Genomic DNA, 21,879 nt, shown 5'->3' with positions numbered 1-21,879 from the left:
GAGTCAGGAAACGCCGAACAGGCGCAGGGCGGCGGTAATGGCTGCGGCGGCCAGTATCACCACAAGCATGGGCTGGTTGCGCCAGGCCAGGAGGCCGCCGACGAGAACGCCTGCGGGAAGGGCGAATCCGAGATGGCCGGAGCCGGTGGGCAGGGTGGTGACGGCGACCATCGCGGCCAACAGCACGACCGCGCCGATCTCCAGGAGCTTCGTCGCCCGCTCCGGGAAGCGGATGCGATTGCGCAGAGCAGGACCCGACGAACGGAACGCGTAGGTTCCGGCGGACAAAGCGCCCATGGCCGCCAGCAAGACCGGTGTGATCATACCTGCCCCTCGTGGGTGCTCGGCTGCGCACCACGGGCGGCGGTGTTGTTGTCGCGCTCGCTCATGATGCCCGCGCCACGCCCGGGTTGTCGCCGTCCCGGTTCGAGATCGCGAAGAACAGTCCCGAAAGCGCAACCAGCACAGGCATTCCAGCGGGCAGGAACGGAGCGCTCGCCACGGCGGCGGTGGCGCCGATCAGTGCGGCGCGCAAGGTGCCGCGTGCTCGGAGTGCGGGCATGATCAGCGACAACAGCACCGCAGGGAACACCGCGTCCAACCCGATCGCACCGGTATCTGGCACCACGGTCCCGATCAGCGCACCGATTGCCGCACCACCCGGCCATGCGATGAGCACGCCCAACCCGCTCACCCAGTACGCGGCCCGCCGTCGCGCCACATCGGGCTGGGCCAGTGCCAGCGCGACGGATTCGTCGTTCATCACATGCACGCCGATGCGCCGCCGCCATCCGGTGCCGACCACATCGGGCACCGACAGCCCGTACGGCAGATGCCGGGCATTGACCAGCAGTCCGGCCAGCACCGCCGCGATCGGGCTGCCACCGGCGGCCATGATACCGATGAACAGGAACTCCGCCCCGCCCGCGAGCACCACGACCCCGAGCACAACCGGTACCCAGAGCGGAAATCCGGAGGTGACAGCGGTCGCACCGTAGGAAACACCGATCAGCCCGACCGCGAGCAGTACCGCCGCGATCCCGGAGAGTGTGTCCCGATCGAGTGTTCGCCATATCGAACGCATGTAGCTTATAGTGAACATGGCGGGACGATTCGTCAATATGGTTCTCTGTTGGGCGGCCGGTTACTTGACGGGAGCGGAAATGGAGCAGAGTCCGACGACGCCACAGGCGGTGATCGCCGCTGCCCTGCGCCGCGAACGCACCCGCGCCGGGCTATCGCTCACCGAGGTCGCCAACCGCGCGGGTGTGGCGAAATCCACACTGTCCCAACTGGAATCCGGCACCGGCAATCCGAGCCTGGAGACCTTGTGGGCGCTGTGCGTCGCCCTGGATATGCCCTTCTCACGGCTGCTCGACCCGCCGCGGCCCACCGTTCACGTCATCCGCGCGGGGGAGGGGCCGGTGGTCGCCGCCGCCGAGTCCGAGTACCGCGCAACGCTGCTGGCGGCCGGTCCGGCCAACTCCCGCCGTGATCTGTTCCGCATCACGTCCGAACCCGGTCATGCGCGCAAATCGGAGCCGCATATCCCGGGCGTGGTCGAGCACGTGCTCCTCGCCAGTGGACGCGCGCTCGTCGGCCCGATCGACGCACCCGTCGAGCTAGCTCCCGGCGACTACATCGCCTACCCGGGCGACGCACCGCACGTCTTCGAGGCCCTCGAAGCCGACACCTGGGCCACCTTGGTCGTCGAATACACGTGATCGGCTCGTCCGGCGATCACCGGGCTGCCGGAATTCCGGCCCGGTGACGACCTCGCCGAACACATCGCGGGCGCCCCGCCCTGGAGGATCGACGGCGACATCCTGATCGTCATGACCTCCGGCCGCGGCACATCTCGCCTGAGGACATGCGAAACCCGCTCAGGCCACGCATGCCTCGAGGCTTCAGGCAGCGCCCTCACCGAGATACTGCAACCACACCGGATCAAGATCGGCGGTCGTGGACAACAGCCGCCAATGCGGCCCCTTCGGCGAAACCAGCGGCGAACGCAACGTCCACCCCAGCTCGCTGAGCAGCTTGTCGGCCTTGCGGTGGTTGCACGGCGCGCAGCTCGCGACGCAGTTCTCCCAGGAATGTTCGCCCCCGCGGCTGCGCGGTATGACGTGGTCGATGGTCTCCGCCTTCCCGCCGCAATAGCCGCAGCGGTAGCGGTCGCGGTGCATGAGGGCGGCACGGGTCATCGGGACGCGCGCGCGATAGGGCACGTGCACATAGCTGCGCAGCCGGATGACGGAGGGAATCGTGACGGCGGACTCGGCGGAATGCACCACCGAACCCTCGGGGTCGTGGTGGACGGTGTCGGCTTTATCGCAGATGAGAAGTACGACGGCGCGGCGCGCGGACAGTGCGGTGAGCGGCTCGTAGGTGGCATTCAGAAGCAGCACCCGGCGCTTCAACCAGCTGGCGGCCTCGTTCTGGACGGGCGTGAGGTGTGGAATGTGGTGAGCAGGCTCACCGGTGCGATGGGCACCCGGATGGTGGTCGGACAAGATGTGCAGCGGAGTAGCCCCCGACCCACGATTGTGGACGTCGGCGGGCTGGAGTTGTCGGTGCGTCCTGGCCTCATGTGATCGGCCGTGCCGCTGCTTCATAGTGACCCCGGTTTCTTCGTAATCAAGATCATGTGGTATCTCGGCAGAGACTGCCACCCAGTTGACCATGGAACGCCTGCTATTGCACGGTGATTTCGCACAATGTCGGATGAACTGTGGTTGAAGGGCCGCCCGTTCGTAACGCGGGCACAATGGACGGCGGCACATTGCCCCGATCGAGAGGACCTGATGAGTTCCGGCGAGCAGACAGCCACGTCGTTCTACGAGGCGATCGGTGGTGCGGAGACGTTCCAGCGGATCATCGCGGCGTTCTATCGCGAGGTGGCGGGCGATGAGGTGCTGCGCCCGCTGTATCCGGAGCAGGACCTCGGACCGGCCGAGCGCCGCCTGCGCATGTTCCTGGAGCAGTACTGGGGCGGGCCGCGCACCTACTCCGACGAACGTGGGCACCCGCGGCTGCGGATGCGGCATATGCCGTTCAAAATCGGTCCGGTGGAGCGCGACGCGTGGCTGCGCTGCATGCACATCGGCGTGGCGGAAATCGAACCGGAAATCCTGGACGACGAACATCGCAAGGCATTGCTCGACTATTTGGAGATGGCGGCAAATTCGCTGATGAATGCGGCTTGGTGAGATCATTTCGTCGAGTTCCCGGGTCAGCGCCGGGGTTTCGGCTCGGGTTGAGCAACGCTGACAATTTGCCGGATGTCGCAGAACACAGTTGAGCTTGGGCGAATTCACCGAAAATCTTTGGCACTATTGCGGATGTGACTGATACACCTGCCGTGCCGGCGTCGGTGGATCGCACCGCCCAACCTTGGTGGCGGTCGGCCGTGTTCTACCAGGTCTATCCGAGATCCTTCGCGGACTCCGACGGTGACGGGATCGGCGATCTCGGTGGAGTTCGCGAGAAGCTCGGCTACCTCGAACTTCTCGGGGTGGACGCGCTCTGGATCTGTCCGGTGATGCGGTCGCCGATGGCCGACGGCGGCTACGACGTCGCCGATCCGCGCGATATCGACGCGCTGTTCGGCGGTATGGCGGCGATGGACGAGTTGATCGCCGAGGCGCACGACCGCAATCTCAAGGTCACCATGGATCTGGTGCCGAACCACACCAGTGATCAGCATCCGTGGTTCGCCGCGGCACTGGCCGCCGCACCCGGCAGCCATGAACGCGAGCGCTACATCTTCCGCGACGGCCGCGGACCCGACGGCGCCACGCCGCCGAACAACTGGCCGAGCATCTTCGGTGGACCCGCCTGGACCCGGATCACCGAGGCCGACGGCACCCCCGGCCAGTGGTACCTGCACATCTTCGCGCGCGAGCAACCCGATCTGAACTGGCAGAATCCCGAGGTCGCCGCCGATTTCGAGCAGACGCTGCGATTCTGGCTCGACCGCGGCGTCGACGGCTTCCGCCTCGATGTCGCGCACGGCATGGCCAAACCGGACGGACTGCCCGATATGGTGCGCGTCGATACCAAGATGCTCGTGCACGACGACAGCGATCCGCGCTTCAACAATCCCAATGTGCACGAGATCCACCGCCGCATCCGCAAGGTGCTCGACGAGTATCCGAACGCGGTCTCGATCGGCGAGGTGTGGGTCGACGACAACACCCGATTCGGCGAGTACGTCCGACCGGACGAACTGCACCTGGCCTTCAATTTCCGTCTCGCCGAGACCGAATTCGCCGCCGATCCGGTGCGGGCCGCGATCGACAATTCGCTCGCGGCCGTCGCGCCGGTGGGCGCCTCGCCCACCTGGACCCTGTCCAACCACGACATCGAGCGCGAGGTCACCCGCTATGGCGGCGGTCCGGTCGGGGTGGCGCGGGCGCGCGCGATGATGATGGTGGAGTTGGCGCTGCCCGGTGCTGTCTTCATCTACAACGGCGCCGAACTCGGACTGCCGAATGTGGACGATCTGCCCGAGGCGGTGCTGCAGGATCCGGTCTGGGAGCGTTCCGGACATACCGAGCGCGGACGCGACGGCTGCCGGGTGCCGATTCCGTGGGAGGGCGCGACGCCGCCGTTCGGCTTCACCACGGCCGAGCGGTCCTGGCTGCCGATACCGCCGGAATGGGCGTCGTCGTCGGTCGAGGCGCAGTTGGAGGCGCTGGGCTCCACGCTGTCGCTGTATCGCCTGGCGATCGAATTACGCGGTGTCCGACCGGAATTCGCGGGCCTGCGGATCGAGTGGTACGGCAGCCCGTCGGGTTGCCTGGCCTTCCGTCGACCGGGTGGACTGGTCTGCGTGCTGAACGCATCCCCGGTGCCGATCTCCCTGCCGCCGGGCGATGTACTGCTCGTCAGCGCTCCACCGGTGAACGGGCAGTTGCCCGCGAATGCCGCCGCCTGGCTGGTGTGACCGGACAACACGAGTTCGACCAGAGCGCGAACTACTACAGAGGATCGTCTACCTTTGTTCCGTGAGCATTCTCGAGACAGTGCTGATCTTCCTCGGCATCCCGCTGGTGATCTACGGCGCGATCGCCGGATTGTCGTTTCTCGGCAAGCCACTGCCCGGCGAGAAGCCGGTCCACTTCGATCTCGGTCAGAAGTGGACGCAGCCTCCCGTGCTGTGGAGTGCTACCGACGAGGTGACCGGATCGGGTCACCACGCTGAGTCGTCGCATGGGCACCATGCGGCAATCGAATCCACCGACGTGGAGCTGATCGGAGGCCGGGCAAGTGGCAAGTTCTAATTGGCCCGCGGTAGTCGAATCCGAACTGCCGCACGGTTCGGTGGTCACCAGCAGCGGCCGCGTCTCGGGTGTGCACGAGGCCGGCGCGGTGTTCAAGGAAGCCCCGTTCAGCGATGACGAGCGGCTCACCATGGACAACGTACTCAGCGAGGCGACCCGCGCGACCAAGGTGCGCTTCAACATCTACATCGGTGATCTCGGCGCGGATCCGGCCGCCGGTGCGGACGCGGTCTTCCCCGCGACCCCGGAGGCCGCGCGTTCGGTGCTCATCGCGGTTTCGCCCAATGACAAGGCCATCGAGGTGCGCTCCGGCCACGAGGTCGCCGATCGCGCCAACGACCGCGTCTGCCAGCTCGGCGTCACCGCCGCGCTGAGCTCGTTCCGGCAGGGCCAGCTCATCGACGGCTTGGTCTCCGCGGTTCGCGTGATGGCCGCCGCCATCGGTCGCTGATCGTTCCACGTCCGGCGCGTTCACCTCGGTTGAGGTGAACGCGCCGTTTGTGTTTCAGCGCTGGGTGTTTCAGTCCTGGGCGTCGAAGGCGCGGGCGCGCAATGAGCGTTCGATGCCCGCCTTGCCCTCGATCACCAGGCGCCGCAGCGCGGGCGGATGGTCGTCGGCGAGGAACTTGTCCGCCGTCGCGACGGCTTCCTCGCTGATCGCCCACGCCGGATAGAGCCCGATGACCACGGTCTGCGCGACCTCGCTGGAGCGGCGCTCCCAGACGCCGGGAACCTCGGCGAAATAGCGCTCCACGTACGGCGTCAGCAGCTCACCCTGGCCGTTGGGCGCAAAGCCGCCGACGATCGAGCGGGCGGTGATATTCGGGACCGAATCGTCGGACATCACCGTCGTCCAGGCCTGCTCCTTCACCTCGGCGATCGGACGGGCCGTCGCCGCGGCCGCGGCGTGCCGCTTACCCGCCGCGGTCGGATCGTTGGACAACTCCGTATCGATCGTGGGGGTGGCGAGCCCTTCGGCGTCGATCTCACCGGCGGCGGCGAGTGCGGTGACCAGCCGCCAGCGCAGATCGGTGTCGACGATCAGACCCGGGAGACCGACCTTCGCCGGATCGCCGTCGAGCAGTTCACCCAGCACCTCGGTGTGCCAGTCCGACAGCTTGGCGCCGGTGAGTGCGTTGACGAAGGCGAGTTGGTGGTCCGAACCCGCCTCGGCCTCGCGAGCGAGCTCCAGCAGCCGATTGGCGTATTCGGGCCAGCCGGTGGTGGTGGCCCATTCCGGATCCGCGTAGCTGCCGATCGCGGTGTTGGCCTGCATCAGGAGTCGTTGCACCACACCGATTTCGGATTCGGCGCCGATGCCGCGCTGGACCAGGGCGACGAAATCGCGGGCCCGGAATTCGGCCTGCCTGGTCATCTCCCAGGCGGCCGACCAGGCCAGCGTGCGGGGGAGCGGTTCGGCGATATCGGCGATGCGGTTGACCAGCACGTCGAGCGAATCGGCATCCAGGCGCACCGAGCAGTAGGTGAGGTCGTCATCGTTGACCAGTACGAACTTGCCGCGTGACACGCCGACCAACTCGGGGACGTCGGTGCGCTCGGCGGCATCGAGATCGAGCTCGACGCGCTTGGTGCGCACCAGCTTTCCGTCCTGGTCGTCGTAGACGCCGACGGCGAGGCGGTGGACGCGACGTTCGCCCGCACCAGGTGCCGCACCCTCCTGCACCACGGCGAACGAAGTGAACTTGCCCTCGGCGTCGACCTCGAAATCCGGCCGAAGGATATTCAAGCCGGTGGTCTTGAGCCACTGCGCGCCCCAGCCGGACAGATCACGGCCCGAGGACTGCTCCAGCGCCGACAGCAGATCGTCGAAAGTGGCATTGCCGTAGGCATGTTCGGTGAAGTAGGCGCGCAGACCCGCGAGGAACGGCTCCAGACCGACATACGCGACGAGCTGCTTGAGCACGGAAGCGCCCTTGGCATAGGTGATTCCGTCGAAGTTGACCTCCACCGCATGCAGGTCCGGGATATCCGCGGCAATGGGGTGCGTGGAGGGCAGCTGGTCCTGGCGGTAGGCCCAGGACTTCTCCACATTGGCGAAAGTGGTCCAGGCACTTGTGTATTCGGTCGCCTCGGATTGGCACAGTACCGAGGCGAAGGTCGCGAACGACTCGTTCAACCACAGGTCGTCCCACCACTTCATGGTGACCAGATCGCCGAACCACATATGCGCCATCTCGTGCAGTACGGTCTCGGCGCGGCGCTCGTAGGAGGCACGGGTCACCTTGGACCGGAAGACGTAGTCCTCCAGGAACGTGACGGCACCGGCGTTCTCCATCGCGCCCGCATTGAACTCCGGGACGAACAGCTGGTCGTACTTGCCGAAGGCGTACGGCACACCGAAGTTGCCGTGGTAGAAGCCGAATCCCTGCTTGGTCTCGGTGAAGAGGCGCTCGGCGTCCATATGTTCGGCGAGCGAGGAGCGGCAGTAGATGCCGAGCGGGATGGTGCCGTGATCGTCGGTGTAGGCGTCGGTCCATTCCGCGTACGGGCCCGCGATGAGTGCGACCAGATAGGTGCTCATCCGGGGGGTGGTGCGGAACAGGTGCTTGCCGGGATCGGCGATGAGCGTATCGACCGCGGCGGAGTTGGAGATGACCTTCCAGCTCGGCGCGGCGGTGACGCTGATATCGAAGCTGGCCTTGAGATCCGGCTGATCGAAGCAGGCGAACATGCGCTTGGCATCGGCGGTTTCGAATTGCGAGTACAGGTAGACCGCGTCATCGGTGGGATCGACGAAGCGGTGCAGGCCCTCACCGGTATTGGAGTATTCGCAGTCGGCCTCGACGACGAGTTCGTTGCGCTCGGCCAGACCGGTGAGGGTGATGCCCTTGGCTTCGTCGTAGTCGGCGACGTCGATCGGCGTGTCGTTGAGCACGGCGGAGCGGACCCCGCGGGCGACGATATCGATGAACGTGCTCGCGCCCGCGGTCGCGGTGAAAGTGACCGTGCTGCGGGAGAAGAAGGTCTGCTCGCCCGGCTGCCCCGTCCCGTCGGTCAGGTCGAGCTCGATGCGATAGTTCTCGACCTGCACTGTCGAGGCGCGTTCGATCGCCTGGTCGCGAGTCAGGTTCGGTGCGGACATTGGACTCCTTCGTGGTGCGAAGAACATGCACGGGCGGCCCCCGGCGGGCACAGCACTCACCACAATGCCACCTCGGTAAGGTTGCCCGCGCGGGACTTTTTCCCCTGAACCCTATCGACCAGGATCGGAGCTGCGACGTGAAGCACATCCACGCCGGAAAGGTGCGCGACCTCTACGAGGACGGCGACACCCTGCTGCTGGTGGCGTCGGACCGGGTATCGGTCTACGACGTGGTGCTGCCGACGCCGATCCCGGAAAAGGGCGCGCTGCTGACCCAGCTGTCCAACTGGTGGTTCGAATTCTTCACCGATGTGCCCAACCATGTTGTCTCCGCGACCGATGTGCCCGCGGAATTCGCTGGTCGCGGCATCCGGGTCAAGCCGCTGAAGATGGTGCAGGTCGAATGCATCGCGCGCGGCTATCTGACCGGGTCGGGTCTGAAGGAATACCAGCGCACCGGGACCGTTTCCGGCGTCGCACTGCCGCGCGGTCTGCGCGATGGCGACATACTGCCCGAGCCGATCTTCACCCCGACCAGTAAGGCCTCCGAGGGCCACGACGAGCCCATCACCTTCGCGGATGTGGTGAATCAGGAGGGCCGCGAGGTCGCCGAGCAACTGCGCGACCTGACGCTGCGGATCTACACCCGCGGTGCCGCGCACGCCGCCGTGCGCGGCGTCATAGTCGCCGACACCAAGGTCGAATTCGGTTGGGACGGTGACATTCTCACCCTCGGTGACGAAGTACTGACCTCCGACTCCTCCCGCTTCTGGCCTGGCGCCGAATGGGAACCCGGCCGCCCCCAACGCTCCTTCGACAAACAGTTCGTCCGCGACTGGTCCACCTCCACGGGCTGGAACAAGGAGTACCCGGGGCCGGAGATCCCCGCCGAGATCGTCGACGCCACTCGGCAGAAGTACATGGAGGCATACGAGCTGATTACCGGGCAGACCTGGAGTGGCGCGCCGCGCTGACCATAGGCGGCTGGGCTCGCCAGCGCCGCAGCCGACAACGTTCGCCCGGCCGAGCCAAGGGCCTGGGGCGCCGCGCTGGAATGGGTAATCTCGTGGCGTGCATTCACATCTGATCTTCCACAATCCTGCTGCCCTGCCGCATGACGTGGTAGTCGGGGTGTTGGAGCGGGCGCTCGCAGACCGGGCGCATGAGCCCGAGGCGGCGGATGCTCTGGTGGGGAGTGCCTTGAACGACGACGATCGGGAGTTCGTCGAGCACTGGTGCGTGCAGGCCGGAATGCGGGCGGTGCCGGGTAGCCCGCTGCTCGGGCTGGCAGGCCTGTGCCTGGGACATACCGCTCGACGGTTCGGACAGCTCAGCGATGAGTCCGTTGCGCTGGTGCGGTCCTTGGCGGCGCGTGCTGAGGTGGATCCGTCGGACGTGGACGGACGGGCACTCGATGGTCTCGACGATGTCCGGAGTTTCCTGCATCTCTGGTGAGGCTGGCCCCATCAGAGTGGGTCAGTGGTGCTCGGTTGCTGTTGGGGACGTGCGGTGGTTGATGGGTGCGGGTGCCCGGTTGTCGCAGCCGGTTGGGTGCCCGGTTGAGGCGGGGTGTTCGCTGTCCGGGGCCAGTCAGACGAGGTGTCCGGCCAGTCGCTCGAGATAAGGCCGCTGGCCCGCACCCAGTTTGTCGTGCGCGGTGGCGAGGCCGAACCACTCGGCGCGGTCGATTTCCGGGAAGGTGGCGAGGCGGCCGGATCTGGGTGGCCATTCCATTTCGAAGGTGCCGGGGACGACGGCGGCTGGGTCCAGATCGCCCTCGACAGCCCAGACGGTGAGGTTCTTGGCGGATTTGCCGCTGCCGTAGCGAACCTCGCCCAACGGCACCCGCTCGCCATCGGGCACCGGCAACCCGAGTTCCTCGAGGAACTCACGCGCCGCGGCCACCTCGGCGCTCTCGTATTCCGGTTCGTACTCACCCTTCGGAATCGACCAGGCCCCCGCATCTTTACCCGCCCAGAACGGCCCACCCATATGCCCGATCAGCACCTCGGTATCACCGGCGGTCCGACGGAACAACAGAATCCCAGCACTGAATTTGCCTGCCACACCGAGCAGTCTGCCGCCTGCCGTCGTCCGCTCGGAAGGGGACCGCGTCGGGTTCTCGGTCAGGCCACGAGTGGCCCGGCCAGGACCTGCCGTCCGTCGCGGGTTTTCACGCTGACTTGTGGTTTCTCGCTGCCGGTGGTCGCGACCGTCACAGGCCCGAACAACCTGTTCGGATTCGGGTCATACAGCACCTCGCGGCCGATCCGGTCTGCTGCCGCACGCGCCGAACTCAGCGCATCCTCGGTCTCGCCGGGCGAGTCGTCGCGTACACCAACGTTTGCGACGTACAGACGGTGAAACGCCAGAGTTGCTTGCCAATTCGCGCTGGCTCGATCCGCGCCGCTTCCGCGTTCACTGTGCCGGTCTGGAGGCTCCTGGTCGATGTAGGCGTTGAGACTCGGCTCCGTCCGGCATCAGCGATCGGTCAGCAACCGAGAGTCCTTCGCTGTTCTTCTTCATGAACCAGTGATCGTTCTTGTCGGACTGGATGCCCTCCAATGGTTTTCGATGGAACCCCTTGCCGATCATCATTCCGAAGGCCATAGCATCGCGGCGTCCCGTGCGTAGAGCTGGATGTCCAATACGTGGCCAGGTTTATCCGATAGGACAGTAGGCCGACCGCATCGGCGCCCGCGGTGGGTCGAGGGGCGGCGAATGCATTCGGGTTGCCTGGGAGTGAACGATGACAACCGACCGGCTTCAGGCTGGAGGTAAGGCGTCGTGGCGCAGGTGGGCGGCGCGCAGGGTCAGGTAGTCGCGTTCGGGGAGGCTGGTGGTGTGGTTGGCGGCGGAGGTGTAGCAGGTGATGGCTGCGGCGAAATCGCCTGCCATTTCGTGTAGGTGGCCGCGGACGGCGTCGAGGCGGTGATTGCCCGCCAATTGGTCTTCGAGGGTGTCGGCGAGTTCGAGACCGGCGGCGGGGCCGTGCACCATGGCGGTGGCGACGGCGCGGTTGAGAGTGACCATCGGGTTCTTCGAGATGCGCTCGATTATGTTGTACAGGGCCAGGATTCGACGCCAATCGGTGTCCTCGGCACGCAGCGCCTCGGCGTGTAGTACGGCGATCGCGGCCTGGATCTGATAGGGACCGGTGAGACCCGAGGCGAGTGCATCGGTCGTCAACGTGATGCCCTCGGTGATGAGATTGCGATCCCACAGCGCGCGGTTCTGTTCGGCGAGCGGAATCAATTCACCGTGCGCGCCGGTGCGGGCGGCCCGGCGGGAGTCGGTGAGCAGCATGAGCGCGAGCAGCCCGGTGACCTCGGTGTCGTCGGGGAGCAGCCGATGGATCGACCTGGTCAGGCGGATCGCCTCGTTCGAGAGGTCGGTGCGCTGTAGGTCGGGTCCCGCGGTGCTGGTGTGCCCTTCGTTGAAGATCAGGTACAGCACATGCAGCACCGCACCGAGCCGCTCGTGCCATTGCGCGTCACCGGGCCGGGCGAACGGGCGGTCGAGGGTGGCCAGCTTCTTCTTCGCACGCGTAATCCGTTGTGCCATGGTCGTTTCCGGCAGCAGGAAGGCATTGGCGATCTCCGCCGTGCCGAGCCCGCCGACCGCACGCAATGTCAGCGCGATGGCACTCGCGGACGACAGTGCCGGATGGCAGCAGAGGAAGAACATGGCGAGCGTGTCGTCACGATCGATGGCCTCGGCATCGGGCACGTCGCGCTCGAAAACCGTTGTCTCCCTATGTCGCCGGGCCACCTCGGCGCGCACCGTATCGGCCATCCGTCGCTGCGCGACCTGGATCAACCACGCCCGCGGATTCTCCGGCAACCCATCGGCGGGCCATTGGGCCGCCGCCGCGAGCATCGCCTCCTGCAGTGCGTCCTCGGCGGTGTCGAAATCGCCGAATCGGCGTACCAACGTGCCGAGGACCTGTGGCGCGAGTTCGCGCAACAGGTCCTCGATGGGCGGTGCTCCGTGCATGGACAACTATTACTCGGTCGCCGGGGCACCCATCACCGCGCGCACCTCGATGTACTCGCCGATCGGCTTACCACCCGGTCCGGGGGCCGCCGACGCCTGTGCGGCGATCTCCAGCGCACGCTCCGGACTTTCCACATCGACAATCCAATATCCGGCCAGGAACTCCTTGGTTTCCGGGAACGGCCCATCGGTGACGACCGGCGCCGAGCGCCCGTCCGAACTGACCAGTCGTGCCTCGTCCGGCCCGGCCAGGCCCTGCGCGTCGACCAGTTCACCGGTCTTGGCCAGCTCCGCGCCGAGCGCCCGCTGGAAGTCCATATGCGCCTCGATCTCCTCCGGCGTCCACTCGGTGATCGGGACGTCGCAGCTGGCGGCGGGACCATAGGTCTTGAGCAGCATGTATTTCATTTCCGGTCTCCTAGCCTGCGGTGCGCCCCGGCGGCGCGCTCGCGATGAGGTCGGAGCTGGGTGCGCCGATTCGACGCATCCTTGATAGTGATTCACATCACAGCGGCGCGGAGGTGTCTGCGAGCCTTTCCGGATCGACCTGCTGGCCGATCAACTCCTTGATCCGGTCGGTCACATCCCAGACGTTCACATTCATCCCTGCCAGCACCCGGTTCTCGGCATCGAGCCAGAACGCGACGAACTCGCGCTTCGCCACATCACCGCGCACGACCACCCGCGCGTACTCACCGGTCGCGGCATATCCGGTGTACTCCATGCCCAGGTCGTATTGGTCGGTGAAGAAGTACGGCAGGCGTTCGTAGGAAGCCGATTTGCCGAGCATGGTCTGCGCCGCGACGGCGGGCTGATTGAGCGCATTCGCCCAGTGCTCCACCCGAATTCGGCGCCCGAGCACCGGATGCTGCGCGTCGGCGATATCGCCGACCGCCACGATATCCGGGTCGCTGGTGGCCAGGCTCGCGTCGACGAGCACGCCGCCGTCGGTCGCCAGTCCCGCGTTCGCGGCCAGTTCGATATTCGGCCGCGCGCCGACCGCGACGAGTACCGCATCGCCCTCGATCACGGTGCCGTCGGTGAGCCGGACCCCGCTCGCCAGCTCCACCCCTCCCTGACTTGCGGTGATCGCCCCGGCCTGATGAGTGGTGATCGACTCGACCTGCGCGCCGAATCGCAGGTCGACGCCGTGGTCGCGGTGCAGATCCGCGAAGACCTCACCCATCTCGGGGCCCAGCGCCGCCAACAGCGGCAGTTCGGCGGATTCGACAATGGTGACCTCGACCTGGGCGGCGCGTGCGGCCGCGGCGACCTCGAGCCCGATCCAGCCCGCCCCGATGATGACCAGCCGCCGGGCCGAGCCGAACAGCTCGATCAGGCTGTCGGAATCGCCGATGGTGCGCAGCGTGTACACCTCGCGCGCATCCATGCCCGGAATCGGCAGGCGGCGCGGTGTCGAGCCGGTCGCGAGTGCGAGCTTGTCGTAGCCGAGGGTCGAACCATCCGGCAGCGTCACGGTTTTCGCGCTCGGATCGATCGCGCCGATCTCGGTGCCGAGCCGGACGTCGATATGGTGATCGCGGTACCACTGACCCGGATCGACGGTGAATTCCTCGAGTGATTTCTTACCGAGCAGATGTTCCTTGGACAGCGGTGGTCGCTCATAGGGCAGGTAATCCTCGGCGCTGATCAGCGTCACGGTTCCGGCGAAATCGTTGGCGCGCAGTGCTTCCGCCAGTTTGGCCGCGGCCAGCCCGCCGCCGACGATGACGAAATGCTGATCAGAGGTCATTACGGACTCCTTTTCGGGAGGGAACCGGACGCCTGCGTGTCACCCTACTGGGACCTCGGGCCGCCTTTTCGGAAAATCGGGCGTCCGGTCCGGGAACGAATCGCGCGCCCGCGTGGTTGGCCACGGATAGTGGCGCGGCGAATCCGCGCGTTACGAGCGTGCGATGGAGAGGAACAGCTCTGTGAGCGAGACGACCACCAAGAACGTTGCCGATTTCTGGTTCGACCCGCTGTGCCCCTGGTGTTGGATCACCTCCCGCTGGATTCTCGAAGTCGAGCAGGTCCGCGATATCGAAGCCCGTTTCCACGTGATGAGCCTGTCGGTGCTGAACGAGGGCAGGGAGGGGCTGCCGCCGCAGTACGAGGAGCTGCTCGCCACCGGCTGGGGTCCGGTCCGGGTCGCCATCGCCGCCGCCGAGGAGCACGGTGACAAGGTGCTCTCCCCGCTCTACACCGCGATGGGCACCCGCATCCACAACCGTCGCGAGGAGTACACACGCGACTCCCGCAAGGAAACCCTCGCCGCCGTGATCGCGGATTCGCTCGCCGAGGTGGGCCTGCCCGCCGAACTCGCCGCGGCCGCCGAGAGCACCGAATTCGACGAGGCGCTGCGCAAGAGCCATCACGAGGGCATGGATAAGGTCGGTCCGGATGTCGGCACCCCGACCATCCACATCAACGGCAATGCCTTTTTCGGTCCGGTGCTGTCGCGGATCCCGCGCGGTGAGGAGGCCGGGAAGCTGTGGGACGCGGCGGTCACGCTGGCCGACTACCCGCACTTCTTCGAGCTGAAGCGGACCCGGACCGAGGATCCGTCCTTCGACTGACCGCAGACCTACGGCACGGGTTTCGGCGGCAACGCCGGAACCTCGCCATAGCTGCTCGGGTACGGACCGGCCGGTGGCGCACCGGCCGGTCGGTTCGGTCGCCAGAACAGCTTGCCGTGCCTGCTGCGGTCGCGCAGTGCCCACATCCGCCAGGTCAGCACCGGATGCGAGGACATGGCATTGCTGATCCAGACGAAGAAGCCCTTCTCGACCGCGGCTCGATCGGCCATCTCATCGAAGCCCACCAACTTGTTCAGGTACTTGCCCGCCGCGAGGGTGCCCATGGCGCCCGGTGCGCCGACATGCCGGTTGCAATAGCCGTGGTTGTCGGCGGTGTATTCCTGGGACCGGATCAATGAGCTACCGATGATCGGGAGTGATGGCGCCACGAACATGCCGAGCTGACGCCAGTACGAGGTGTGCCCGGCCGCGATATGCCCGACCTCGTGACCGATGATGAAGGCGAGAGCCTCGGGTTCGCGTGCGGCGCCGCCGATTTCGAACAGATCGCTGTAGACCGCGACGTAACGCCGGAACCCGTGACCGGAGGCGAAGGCATTGATCTGGCCGTTGCCGAGCACGACATAGGCATCCGGCACCTTGGCCATTCCGAATCGGGCCGCCGCCTCGACCACCAGCTGATAGCCCTCCGGAAACTGGGTCGGCGACATCTTGACGCCGTTGACCCGCATGGCCGCGTAGCCCATACCGCGCAGGAACCACACCACGATCGGTGCGAAGACCAGGATGATCAGGTAGATATTCGGCTGCTTCCCATCCAGTACGAGATCGATGCACACCGCCACCGCGATCAGCATCGCGAGCGTGGTGATCACACAGACGACGACCAGCAGCGGAATCTCCCACGGGTGCCGCGCGGGCATGCCGTACGGGGACAGGCCGCGCGGCTGCCGCTGCGGGGGTGTACCGGGCGGGACCGGAGCCACACCGTATCCGTACGGTGCGGGTCCGTAGTGGGGTGTGGGGAATCCGGGGTACGGCGCGGTGGGGTATTGCGGCGTCGATGGGTACTGCGGCGAATCGTTCGGTGTGGCGGTCGCGTCCTGAGCCTGCGCCCATCCGCCGAGAGCGGGATAGGGATCGGCGGGTCCGCCCGGCTGCTGGGGCGGCTGGGAGTCGTGCGGCTGCATGCGAAGAACTCTATTCATTTGCCGGGGACGAGGTTCGGGCTGTTGCCGTGCGGTCGGCGCTGGTGGCCGCGAACACTGCTGACATACCTGTCGATTCGCCGTGGCGGCCGGTGGTGTTAATGCCCGGTGGTGCGACACTCGCACGGAAGGTCGAGCCACCGGCCACCACTGTCGCGCCTTGCGCCTGGCCGGATCCCGCCCACAGGCAATCGACAGTCGGCGCGGCGCTCGCCTGGCCGGTTGCCGCACCGAGCAGGCCGGCCGTGGCCGATCGAGATGGCCAGCCACAGCGGTGAACTTCTGCCATCAACGATCGCGTTGCGGGCCCGTTGCCACGAGGGAGCGCAATCCCGAGTCGATGGTGTCGCCAGGTGCACCATGACAGTGGTGCCGCCCACCGCGTGCCGCGCGAAACACGCCTGACACAATCGCAGCCATGCGCGTATACCTGGGTGCCGACCATGCCGGTTTCGAACTGAAGAATCACGTCAAGGCCCATCTGGAGCAGGCGGGCCACGAGGTCGTCGACTGCGGCGCCCTCGAGTACGACGCACTCGACGACTACCCCGCCTTCTGCATCGAGGCGGCCCGCCGCACCGTCGCCGATCCGGGCAGCCTCGGGCTGGTCTTCGGCGGCAGCGGCAACGGTGAGCAGATCGCCGCGAACAAGGTGCCCGGCGCCCGCTGTGCCCTGGCCTGGAGCGTGGAGACCGCCCAGTTGGCCCGTGAGCACAACAACGCCCAGCTGATCGGCATCGGCGGCCGCATGCACTCCACCGAGGAGGCGCTGGCGATCGTGGACGCGTTCGTCTCGACCAAATGGTCCGAGGAGCCGCGCCACCAGCGCCGCATCGACATCCTGGCCGAGTACGAGAAGTCCGGTGTGGCCCCGGCCGTTCCGGCCTACTGACGCACCACTGGCGAAATCCGCTGTCTCGCAAGTCGAGCGAGATAGCGGACCGGAGAGGATCGCTACTTTCGATGCCTGAGGGCTATACGCCGCACCGGCTTGCGCGGCCGCGGCAACGGCGCTTCGCGGGCGATGTGGTGTGCGTTTCGAGCTCGAAGCAACTGGCCGCCGTCCCTGCCGTGCGCGTCGGCGGACCGGAGAGGATTTCGACCTTCGATGCCTGAAGGGCACACACTGCATCGGCTCGCGCGTCTACATCAGCGGCGCTTTGCCGGGGGAGTGGTGCGCGTCTCCAGTCCGCAGGGCAAGTTCGCCTCCGGTGCCGCGCGCATCGATGGACAGGTGCTGACGCGCGCCGAGGCGTGGGGCAAACACCTTCTGCACCACTACGAGTCGGGTCTGGTGGTGCATGTGCATCTCGGGTTGTACGGGGTGTTCACCGAGGTGCCGCTGCCGATGGGGGAGCCGGTCGGGCAGGTGCGGATGCGGATCGTCGGTGACGCGTCGGCTGATGATCGCCTGTACGGCACCGATTTACGCGGACCGACCGCCTGCGAGGTGTACACCCACGCCGAGGTGACGGCACTGACCGAACGGCTCGGCCCGGATCCACTGCGGCGCGGCGCCGATCCCGAACGGGCCTGGCGGCGAATTCATCGCTCGCGCAGGCCCATCGGCGCACTGCTGATGGATCAGCAGGTACTCGCCGGTGTCGGCAATGTGTATCGCGCGGAACTGCTTTTCCGGCACGGTATTTCGCCACAGCGACCGGGCACCGCGCTCACTGCCGACGAGTGGGACGCGATGTGGACCGATCTGGTCGCGCTGATGCGGGTGGGCGTTCGGGTCGGCAAGATGGTCGTCGTCCGCCCCGAACACGACCACGGCGAACCCTCCTACGCGGTCGACCGCCCCCGCACCTACGTCTACCGCCGCCCCGGCGCCCCCTGCCGCCTCTGCGGCACCCCCGTCGCACACACTGTGCTGGAGGGCCGGAACCTCTTCTGGTGCCCCACTTGTCAGGCGGGCTGAGCCGCAGCTCTACCGGAAGTAGCGGTGCACCATCTGGGCGATGCAGACCGGCTTGTCGGCGCCTTCACGTTCCATGACGGCGTCGACGGTGACTTGGACGTCGCCGTCGCCGAGGTCGGTGGCGTCGGTGAGGGTGGCGGTGAGGCGGACCTTGGAACCGGCGGGGACGGGGGCTGGGAATCGGACCTTGTTGAGGCCGTAATTGATTGCCATGCCGCGGTTTTCGATGACGAGTATTTGCGACCAGAGCGGAATGAGCAGCGACAGGGTCAGGTAGCCGTGGGCGATGGTGCCGCCGAACGGGCCGGTCTTCGCGCGTTCGACATCGACGTGGATCCACTGCTCGTCGTGAGTGGCCTCGGCGAACATGTCGATATCGCGCTGCGGGATCTCGAGCCAGTCGCTGCTGCCGAGTTCGGTGCCGATGAGGTCGAGTAGGTCGGTGGGTTTGTCGACGGTGGTCGCCATGTGGCGCGCTCCTTCGGTTGTTGTGGATTTACGGTGTCAGTCCGCGCGTTTGGCGAGCGTCGCCGCGGAGTCGCAGGCGCTCGAGCTTGCCGAGGGCATTGCGTGGCAGCTGCTCGCGGAAGATGAAATATTTCGGGATCTTGTATCGGGCGAGATTCGCTTCGAGATGGGTGCGAATCGCGTCCTCGTCGATTGCGTTACCGGCGCGGACGACGATGAACGCCAATCCGACCTCACCCCATCGCTCATCCGGCACCGCGACCACAGCGCAATCGGAGACGCCGTCCAGGCGGGAGATGGCCGCCTCGACCTCGACGGGGTAGATGTTCTCGCCGCCGGAGATGATCATGTCTTTGACACGGTCGACGATGTGCGCCCAGCCGTCATCGTCGATGCGGACGATATCGCCGGTGCGGAACCAGCCGTCGATGAACGCCTGTTCGGTGGCGTCAGGTCGATTCCAGTATCCGGCAAAGACGTTGGGGCCCTTGACGAGTAGCTCGCCCTGGCCGGGTCCTTCGATGATCTCGCCGGTCGGGGTGAGCAGCGCGACGTCGGTGAAGAAGTGCGGAACACCCGCGGATACCGGATGTGCGTCTGCGCCGTGGCGCAGTGCCATGAGCACGCCGGGTGCGGCCTCGGTCATGCCGTAGCCCTGTAGGGCTTGGATGCCGCGGGCCAGCCACGCCTTGGCCACGTGTTCGAGGACGGGGGAGCCGCCGAAGGCGACGCAGCGGACGCTCGACAGATCGGTGGTCTCCCACTCCGGCGCCTCGCACAGCATTTTCAGCATGGTCGGGGCGAGCGGGAAAACCGTGGCCCGCCTGCGCTCGATGGTGGCAAGGAACTCGCCGGGATCGAATTTCGGTATGACTACTACGGTTCCGCCTGCGTAGAGGGTCGGCAGTGTGATCTGTCCGAGTCCGAGTACGTGGAACAGCGGCGCGGAACACAAGCTGACATCGTCGCGGCCGAGACTGAAATGGGCGAATTGGTTGAGGGTGTTCCAGACGATATTGCCGTGGGTGAGCACGGCGCCCTTGGGGCGGCCGGTGGTGCCGGAGGTGTAGAGGATCAATGCGGGATCGCCGAGTCCGACCGGGTGGGCGGGCGGTGTCCAGCCGGTGTGGTCGGTGATCGCGTTCTCGTACTCCTCGCCCAAGCGCAGCAGCCGGGGAGCGGCGGAGCTTCGTGCGAGCGCATCGCTACCGGTGTCGGCACCGACGACGAACACAGTCGGGTCGGCATCGTCGAGTAGACCGGCGATCTCCGGCGCGGCCAGCCGAGTGTTGAGTGCCACGAAGATGGCACCGAGATGCATTGTGGCGAAGAGTGTTTCGAAGGTCGCGATGTCGTTGGGTCCGAGGTAGGCGACCCGGTCGCCCGGCTTGACGCCGAAATCGGCGAGGGTCGCGGCGAGGGAGTCCACGCGATCGGCGAGGGTGGCGTAGTCGACGCGCCGATCCTGCTGGATCAGCGCGATGGCATCGGGCTCCATCCGGGCCCGCCGACGCGGCCACGAGCCGATTCCCTGGTCCATCATGTCGACCTCAATCCCAATGCGGTGATGGCGTTTTCACGCAGGATCAGGGGACGGACCTCGTCCTTGACATCGAGTTGCTCGAAGTCCTTCATCCACCGATCCGGAGATATGAGCGGAAAGTCCGAGCCGAACAACACCTTTCGCTTGAGCAGGCTGTTGGCATACTTGACCAGTTGCGGCGGAAAGTATTTCGGCGACCACCCGGACAGATCGATATAGACGTTGGGTTTGTGCGTGGCCACGGCCAGCGCTTCGTCCTGCCAGGGAAACGAGGGGTGCGCGATGATGATGGTCAGATCCGGAAAGTCGACGGCCACATCGTCGAGCAGCATCGGGTTGGAGTATTTCAGCCGGATGCCGCCGCCACCGGGGAGTCCCGAGCCGATTCCGGTCTGACCGGAATGGAACAGGGCGGGCACGCCGAGTTCGCTGATGGTCTCGTAGAGCGGGTAGACGGCACGATCGTCGGGCCGGAAAGCCTGCACGCTCGGATGGAATTTGAAGCCGCGGACCCCGTGCTCGACGACCAGTCGCCGGGCTTCGGTCGATCCCGCCTTCCCTCTGGCCGGATCGATACTGGCGAACGGGATGAGGACGTCGCTGTGCGCGGCGGCCGCGGCGGCGATGTCTTCATTGCTGATCCGCCGATGGCCCAGCGCTGCTTCGGCGTCGACGGTGAATACGACCGCGGCCATGCGACGTTCCCGGTAGTAAGCGGCCATCTCGTCGATGGTCGGCGGGCCGGATTCGGCGCCGAAGTAGGCGTCGGCGCCCGCCCGGAGCTGGTCCGGTAGCGAATAGTGGCCGCAGCCATCGGTTTCGGCGTGCGTGTGCACGTCGATCGCGACTAGTTGGTCCAGGTCCAGACTCATGACAGCTGCTGCGCGGTGGTCGGGATCTTGGGCAGCGGGATGCCGTAGGTTTCGAGCTGCTCACCGATCGAGGAGTCGAACGCCTCGGCGATCGCGTCGGCGGTCCAGCCACCGTCGAGGAAGGCGCTGCGGATTTCGCTCGGATGCGACCAGAGCGACAACCGGTCACCGCCGATCCCGATGCATTGGCCCGTGATATCGGCGGACGCGTCGGAAGCCAGGAAAACCACCAGTCCGGCGACATCCTCCGGGGTGCCGAACGAGGCCGCGCGGCGCACCACCGAGGGGATCGGCTCGCCGTTCTTCATTCCCTCGACGTAAGGGGCGAGGAAGGGAATGGTCTCGGTCATCGCGGTTGCCGCGTTGGGGATGATCGCATTGACCGTGACTCCGGCCTTCGCGCATTCCATCGCCCAGGTGCGCGCCATCGCCGCGATACCGGCTTTGGCTGCCGCATAGTTGGTCTGACCGAAATTGCCGCGCTGCCCGGCGGGGGATCCGGCGAGCACGACCCGCCCGCCGTGACCGGCCTGACGGAAGTGTCGGACCGCTTCCCGAACGCAGGTGAAGGTGCCGCGCAGATGGACGTGGATGACGGCGTCGAAGTCGTCGTCGGACATGTTCCACAGCACCTTGTCGCGCAGGATCCCCGCATTGGTCACCATCGCATCCAGTCGCCCGAACGCGTCGACGGCCGTCGCGACCAGTGTCTGCGCGGCCTCGGTGGTGCCGACGGCGACCGGTACCGCGAGTGCCCGGCCACCGGTTTCGGCGATTTCGGCGGCGGCCTTCTCGGCGCGGTCCGCGGCAACATCGTTGACCACGACCGCCGCGCCGGCGGCGGCCAGCGCCTTGGCGTAGGCGAGGCCGAGACCTTGGCCGCTGCCGGTGACGATGGCGACTTTGCCGGTGAGATCCATATGCAATGTTCCTTTCGAAA

At 66.4% G+C, this 21,879-nt stretch carries 23 protein-coding genes; 10 read left to right on the top strand and 13 right to left on the bottom strand.

The genetic code is table 11. The annotated features are described in order from the left end of the window. Positions 1 to 3 precede the first annotated feature (3 nt). Together ACQPZ2_RS36365 and ACQPZ2_RS36360 are read right to left on the bottom strand one after the other, a co-directional pair. Complete coding sequence (locus ACQPZ2_RS36365) at positions 4 to 324, bottom strand: AzlD domain-containing protein (RefSeq protein WP_433522549.1); 321 nt, start codon at positions 322 to 324, stop codon at positions 4 to 6. A gap of 61 nt (positions 325 to 385) precedes the next feature. Next, positions 386 to 1,084 (bottom strand): AzlC family ABC transporter permease, encoded by a 699-nt coding sequence (locus tag ACQPZ2_RS36360; protein ID WP_433522548.1) that lies wholly within the window; start codon positions 1,082 to 1,084, stop codon positions 386 to 388. Positions 1,085 to 1,163: 79 nt separating this feature from the next. Here ACQPZ2_RS36360 and ACQPZ2_RS36355 point away from each other — a divergent pair, with 79 nt between their 5' ends. Next, positions 1,164 to 1,724 carry a helix-turn-helix domain-containing protein gene (locus ACQPZ2_RS36355; RefSeq protein ID WP_433522547.1) on the top strand — a complete coding sequence of 187 codons (561 nt, stop codon included), beginning with the start codon at positions 1,164 to 1,166 and terminating at the stop codon, positions 1,722 to 1,724. Positions 1,725 to 1,907: 183 nt separating this feature from the next. Here ACQPZ2_RS36355 and ACQPZ2_RS36350 read toward each other — a convergent pair whose 3' ends face one another. Further along, complete coding sequence (locus ACQPZ2_RS36350) at positions 1,908 to 2,513, bottom strand: HNH endonuclease (protein ID WP_433522546.1); 606 nt, start codon at positions 2,511 to 2,513, stop codon at positions 1,908 to 1,910. Between the two features lie 291 nt (positions 2,514 to 2,804). On the opposite strand from ACQPZ2_RS36350, the gene ACQPZ2_RS36345 reads away from it, so the two are divergent. The 4 genes from ACQPZ2_RS36345 to ACQPZ2_RS36330 all read left to right on the top strand — a co-directional run bounded on the left by ACQPZ2_RS36345 (position 2,805) and on the right by ACQPZ2_RS36330 (position 5,736). After that, the gene (locus ACQPZ2_RS36345; RefSeq protein WP_433522545.1) at positions 2,805 to 3,209 is read left to right on the top strand and encodes a globin; all 405 of its coding nucleotides are present in this window, start codon (positions 2,805 to 2,807) and stop codon (positions 3,207 to 3,209) included. 134 nt (positions 3,210 to 3,343) lie between these two features. Then, positions 3,344 to 4,948 (top strand): glycoside hydrolase family 13 protein, encoded by a 1,605-nt coding sequence (locus ACQPZ2_RS36340; RefSeq protein ID WP_433522544.1) that lies wholly within the window; start codon positions 3,344 to 3,346, stop codon positions 4,946 to 4,948. Between the two features lie 61 nt (positions 4,949 to 5,009). After that, positions 5,010 to 5,285, top strand: a complete 276-nt coding sequence (ctaJ, locus tag ACQPZ2_RS36335) for an aa3-type cytochrome oxidase subunit CtaJ (protein ID WP_063044630.1) — start codon at positions 5,010 to 5,012, stop codon at positions 5,283 to 5,285. Then, positions 5,272 to 5,736 (top strand): DUF5130 domain-containing protein, encoded by a 465-nt coding sequence (locus ACQPZ2_RS36330; RefSeq protein ID WP_433522543.1) that lies wholly within the window; start codon positions 5,272 to 5,274, stop codon positions 5,734 to 5,736. Before ctaJ ends, ACQPZ2_RS36330 begins: the two co-directional genes overlap by 14 nt. A 69-nt stretch (positions 5,737 to 5,805) precedes the next feature. On the opposite strand, the gene pepN is transcribed toward ACQPZ2_RS36330, so the two are convergent. After that, positions 5,806 to 8,388 carry an aminopeptidase N gene (pepN, locus tag ACQPZ2_RS36325; RefSeq protein ID WP_433522542.1) on the bottom strand — a complete coding sequence of 861 codons (2,583 nt, stop codon included), beginning with the start codon at positions 8,386 to 8,388 and terminating at the stop codon, positions 5,806 to 5,808. A 137-nt stretch (positions 8,389 to 8,525) separates the two neighbouring features. On the opposite strand from pepN, the gene ACQPZ2_RS36320 reads away from it, so the two are divergent. Together ACQPZ2_RS36320 and ACQPZ2_RS36315 are read left to right on the top strand one after the other, a co-directional pair. Beyond that, positions 8,526 to 9,362 (top strand): phosphoribosylaminoimidazolesuccinocarboxamide synthase, encoded by an 837-nt coding sequence (locus tag ACQPZ2_RS36320; protein ID WP_433522541.1) that lies wholly within the window; start codon positions 8,526 to 8,528, stop codon positions 9,360 to 9,362. Between the two features lie 97 nt (positions 9,363 to 9,459). Continuing rightward, a complete protein-coding gene (locus tag ACQPZ2_RS36315) occupies positions 9,460 to 9,843 on the top strand; it encodes a hypothetical protein (protein WP_433522540.1) in 384 nt (127 codons plus the stop codon). 135 nt (positions 9,844 to 9,978) lie between these two features. Here ACQPZ2_RS36315 and ACQPZ2_RS36310 read toward each other — a convergent pair whose 3' ends face one another. From ACQPZ2_RS36310 to ACQPZ2_RS36295, 4 genes are all read right to left on the bottom strand, one after another. Beyond that, on the bottom strand, positions 9,979 to 10,455 hold the full coding sequence (locus tag ACQPZ2_RS36310) for an NUDIX domain-containing protein (protein ID WP_433522539.1): 477 nt from the start codon (positions 10,453 to 10,455) through the stop codon (positions 9,979 to 9,981). 699 nt (positions 10,456 to 11,154) lie between these two features. Next, positions 11,155 to 12,384, bottom strand: coding sequence for an RNA polymerase sigma factor (locus ACQPZ2_RS36305; RefSeq protein ID WP_433522538.1), 1,230 nt, complete (start codon positions 12,382 to 12,384; stop codon positions 11,155 to 11,157). A 9-nt stretch (positions 12,385 to 12,393) separates the two neighbouring features. Continuing rightward, positions 12,394 to 12,792: a YciI family protein gene (locus tag ACQPZ2_RS36300; RefSeq protein WP_433522537.1), complete on the bottom strand. Its 399-nt coding sequence runs from the start codon at positions 12,790 to 12,792 to the stop codon at positions 12,394 to 12,396. Positions 12,793 to 12,889: 97 nt separating this feature from the next. Then, entirely contained in the window at positions 12,890 to 14,137 is a 1,248-nt protein-coding gene (locus tag ACQPZ2_RS36295; protein WP_433522536.1) for an NAD(P)/FAD-dependent oxidoreductase, read from the bottom strand. Between the two features lie 181 nt (positions 14,138 to 14,318). Between ACQPZ2_RS36295 and ACQPZ2_RS36290 the strand changes: the two genes are divergently transcribed. Then, on the top strand, positions 14,319 to 14,963 hold the full coding sequence (locus ACQPZ2_RS36290) for a mycothiol-dependent nitroreductase Rv2466c family protein (RefSeq protein WP_063044640.1): 645 nt from the start codon (positions 14,319 to 14,321) through the stop codon (positions 14,961 to 14,963). An 8-nt stretch (positions 14,964 to 14,971) separates the two neighbouring features. Here ACQPZ2_RS36290 and ACQPZ2_RS36285 read toward each other — a convergent pair whose 3' ends face one another. Beyond that, positions 14,972 to 16,114, bottom strand: a complete 1,143-nt coding sequence (locus ACQPZ2_RS36285) for a M48 family metalloprotease (protein WP_433522535.1) — start codon at positions 16,112 to 16,114, stop codon at positions 14,972 to 14,974. 436 nt (positions 16,115 to 16,550) lie between these two features. Between ACQPZ2_RS36285 and ACQPZ2_RS36280 the strand changes: the two genes are divergently transcribed. Both ACQPZ2_RS36280 and ACQPZ2_RS36275 read left to right on the top strand, forming a co-directional pair. Next, positions 16,551 to 17,024, top strand: coding sequence for a ribose-5-phosphate isomerase (locus ACQPZ2_RS36280; RefSeq protein ID WP_063044643.1), 474 nt, complete (start codon positions 16,551 to 16,553; stop codon positions 17,022 to 17,024). 216 nt (positions 17,025 to 17,240) lie between these two features. After that, on the top strand, positions 17,241 to 18,056 hold the full coding sequence (locus ACQPZ2_RS36275; protein WP_433522534.1) for an Fpg/Nei family DNA glycosylase: 816 nt from the start codon (positions 17,241 to 17,243) through the stop codon (positions 18,054 to 18,056). A gap of 9 nt (positions 18,057 to 18,065) precedes the next feature. On the opposite strand, the gene ACQPZ2_RS36270 is transcribed toward ACQPZ2_RS36275, so the two are convergent. From ACQPZ2_RS36270 to ACQPZ2_RS36255, 4 genes are read right to left on the bottom strand one after another with little or no spacing between them, the layout of a single operon-like run. Further along, positions 18,066 to 18,524, bottom strand: a complete 459-nt coding sequence (locus ACQPZ2_RS36270) for a MaoC family dehydratase (protein WP_433522533.1) — start codon at positions 18,522 to 18,524, stop codon at positions 18,066 to 18,068. A gap of 28 nt (positions 18,525 to 18,552) precedes the next feature. Then, positions 18,553 to 20,067, bottom strand: a complete 1,515-nt coding sequence (locus ACQPZ2_RS36265) for an acyl-CoA synthetase (RefSeq protein WP_433522532.1) — start codon at positions 20,065 to 20,067, stop codon at positions 18,553 to 18,555. Further along, positions 20,064 to 20,939, bottom strand: a complete 876-nt coding sequence (locus ACQPZ2_RS36260; protein WP_433522531.1) for an amidohydrolase family protein — start codon at positions 20,937 to 20,939, stop codon at positions 20,064 to 20,066. The genes ACQPZ2_RS36265 and ACQPZ2_RS36260 overlap by 4 nt, the downstream gene beginning before the upstream one ends. Then, a complete protein-coding gene (locus tag ACQPZ2_RS36255) occupies positions 20,936 to 21,859 on the bottom strand; it encodes an SDR family oxidoreductase (RefSeq protein ID WP_433522530.1) in 924 nt (307 codons plus the stop codon). The genes ACQPZ2_RS36260 and ACQPZ2_RS36255 overlap by 4 nt, the downstream gene beginning before the upstream one ends. Positions 21,860 to 21,879: the final 20 nt, after the last annotated feature.

Source organism: Nocardia pseudovaccinii (genome assembly GCF_050942345.1).
In the GTDB taxonomy this organism is placed as follows: Bacteria; Actinomycetota; Actinomycetes; order Mycobacteriales; family Mycobacteriaceae; genus Nocardia; species Nocardia pseudovaccinii.
This window is presented reverse-complemented; position numbering and strand designations above follow the sequence as displayed.

Bases quoted from the DNA above. Each gene is read 5' to 3' on its own strand.
- ACQPZ2_RS36365 (WP_433522549.1), bottom strand. From the start codon at position 324: ATGATCACACCGGTCTTGCTGGCGGCCATGGGCGCTTTGTCCGCCGGA.
- ACQPZ2_RS36360 (WP_433522548.1), bottom strand. From the start codon at position 1,084: ATGCGTTCGATATGGCGAACACTCGATCGGGACACACTCTCCGGGATC.
- ACQPZ2_RS36355 (WP_433522547.1), top strand. From the start codon at position 1,164: ATGGAGCAGAGTCCGACGACGCCACAGGCGGTGATCGCCGCTGCCCTG.
- ACQPZ2_RS36345 (WP_433522545.1), top strand. From the start codon at position 2,805: ATGAGTTCCGGCGAGCAGACAGCCACGTCGTTCTACGAGGCGATCGGT.
- pepN (WP_433522542.1), bottom strand. From the start codon at position 8,388: ATGTCCGCACCGAACCTGACTCGCGACCAGGCGATCGAACGCGCCTCG.
- ACQPZ2_RS36305 (WP_433522538.1), bottom strand. From the start codon at position 12,384: ATGCACGGAGCACCGCCCATCGAGGACCTGTTGCGCGAACTCGCGCCA.
- ACQPZ2_RS36300 (WP_433522537.1), bottom strand. From the start codon at position 12,792: ATGAAATACATGCTGCTCAAGACCTATGGTCCCGCCGCCAGCTGCGAC.
- ACQPZ2_RS36295 (WP_433522536.1), bottom strand. From the start codon at position 14,137: ATGACCTCTGATCAGCATTTCGTCATCGTCGGCGGCGGGCTGGCCGCG.
- ACQPZ2_RS36285 (WP_433522535.1), bottom strand. From the start codon at position 16,114: ATGCAGCCGCACGACTCCCAGCCGCCCCAGCAGCCGGGCGGACCCGCC.
- ACQPZ2_RS36280 (WP_063044643.1), top strand. From the start codon at position 16,551: ATGCGCGTATACCTGGGTGCCGACCATGCCGGTTTCGAACTGAAGAAT.
- ACQPZ2_RS36275 (WP_433522534.1), top strand. From the start codon at position 17,241: ATGCCTGAAGGGCACACACTGCATCGGCTCGCGCGTCTACATCAGCGG.
- ACQPZ2_RS36270 (WP_433522533.1), bottom strand. From the start codon at position 18,524: ATGGCGACCACCGTCGACAAACCCACCGACCTACTCGACCTCATCGGC.
- ACQPZ2_RS36265 (WP_433522532.1), bottom strand. From the start codon at position 20,067: ATGATGGACCAGGGAATCGGCTCGTGGCCGCGTCGGCGGGCCCGGATG.
- ACQPZ2_RS36260 (WP_433522531.1), bottom strand. From the start codon at position 20,939: ATGAGTCTGGACCTGGACCAACTAGTCGCGATCGACGTGCACACGCAC.
- ACQPZ2_RS36255 (WP_433522530.1), bottom strand. From the start codon at position 21,859: ATGGATCTCACCGGCAAAGTCGCCATCGTCACCGGCAGCGGCCAAGGT.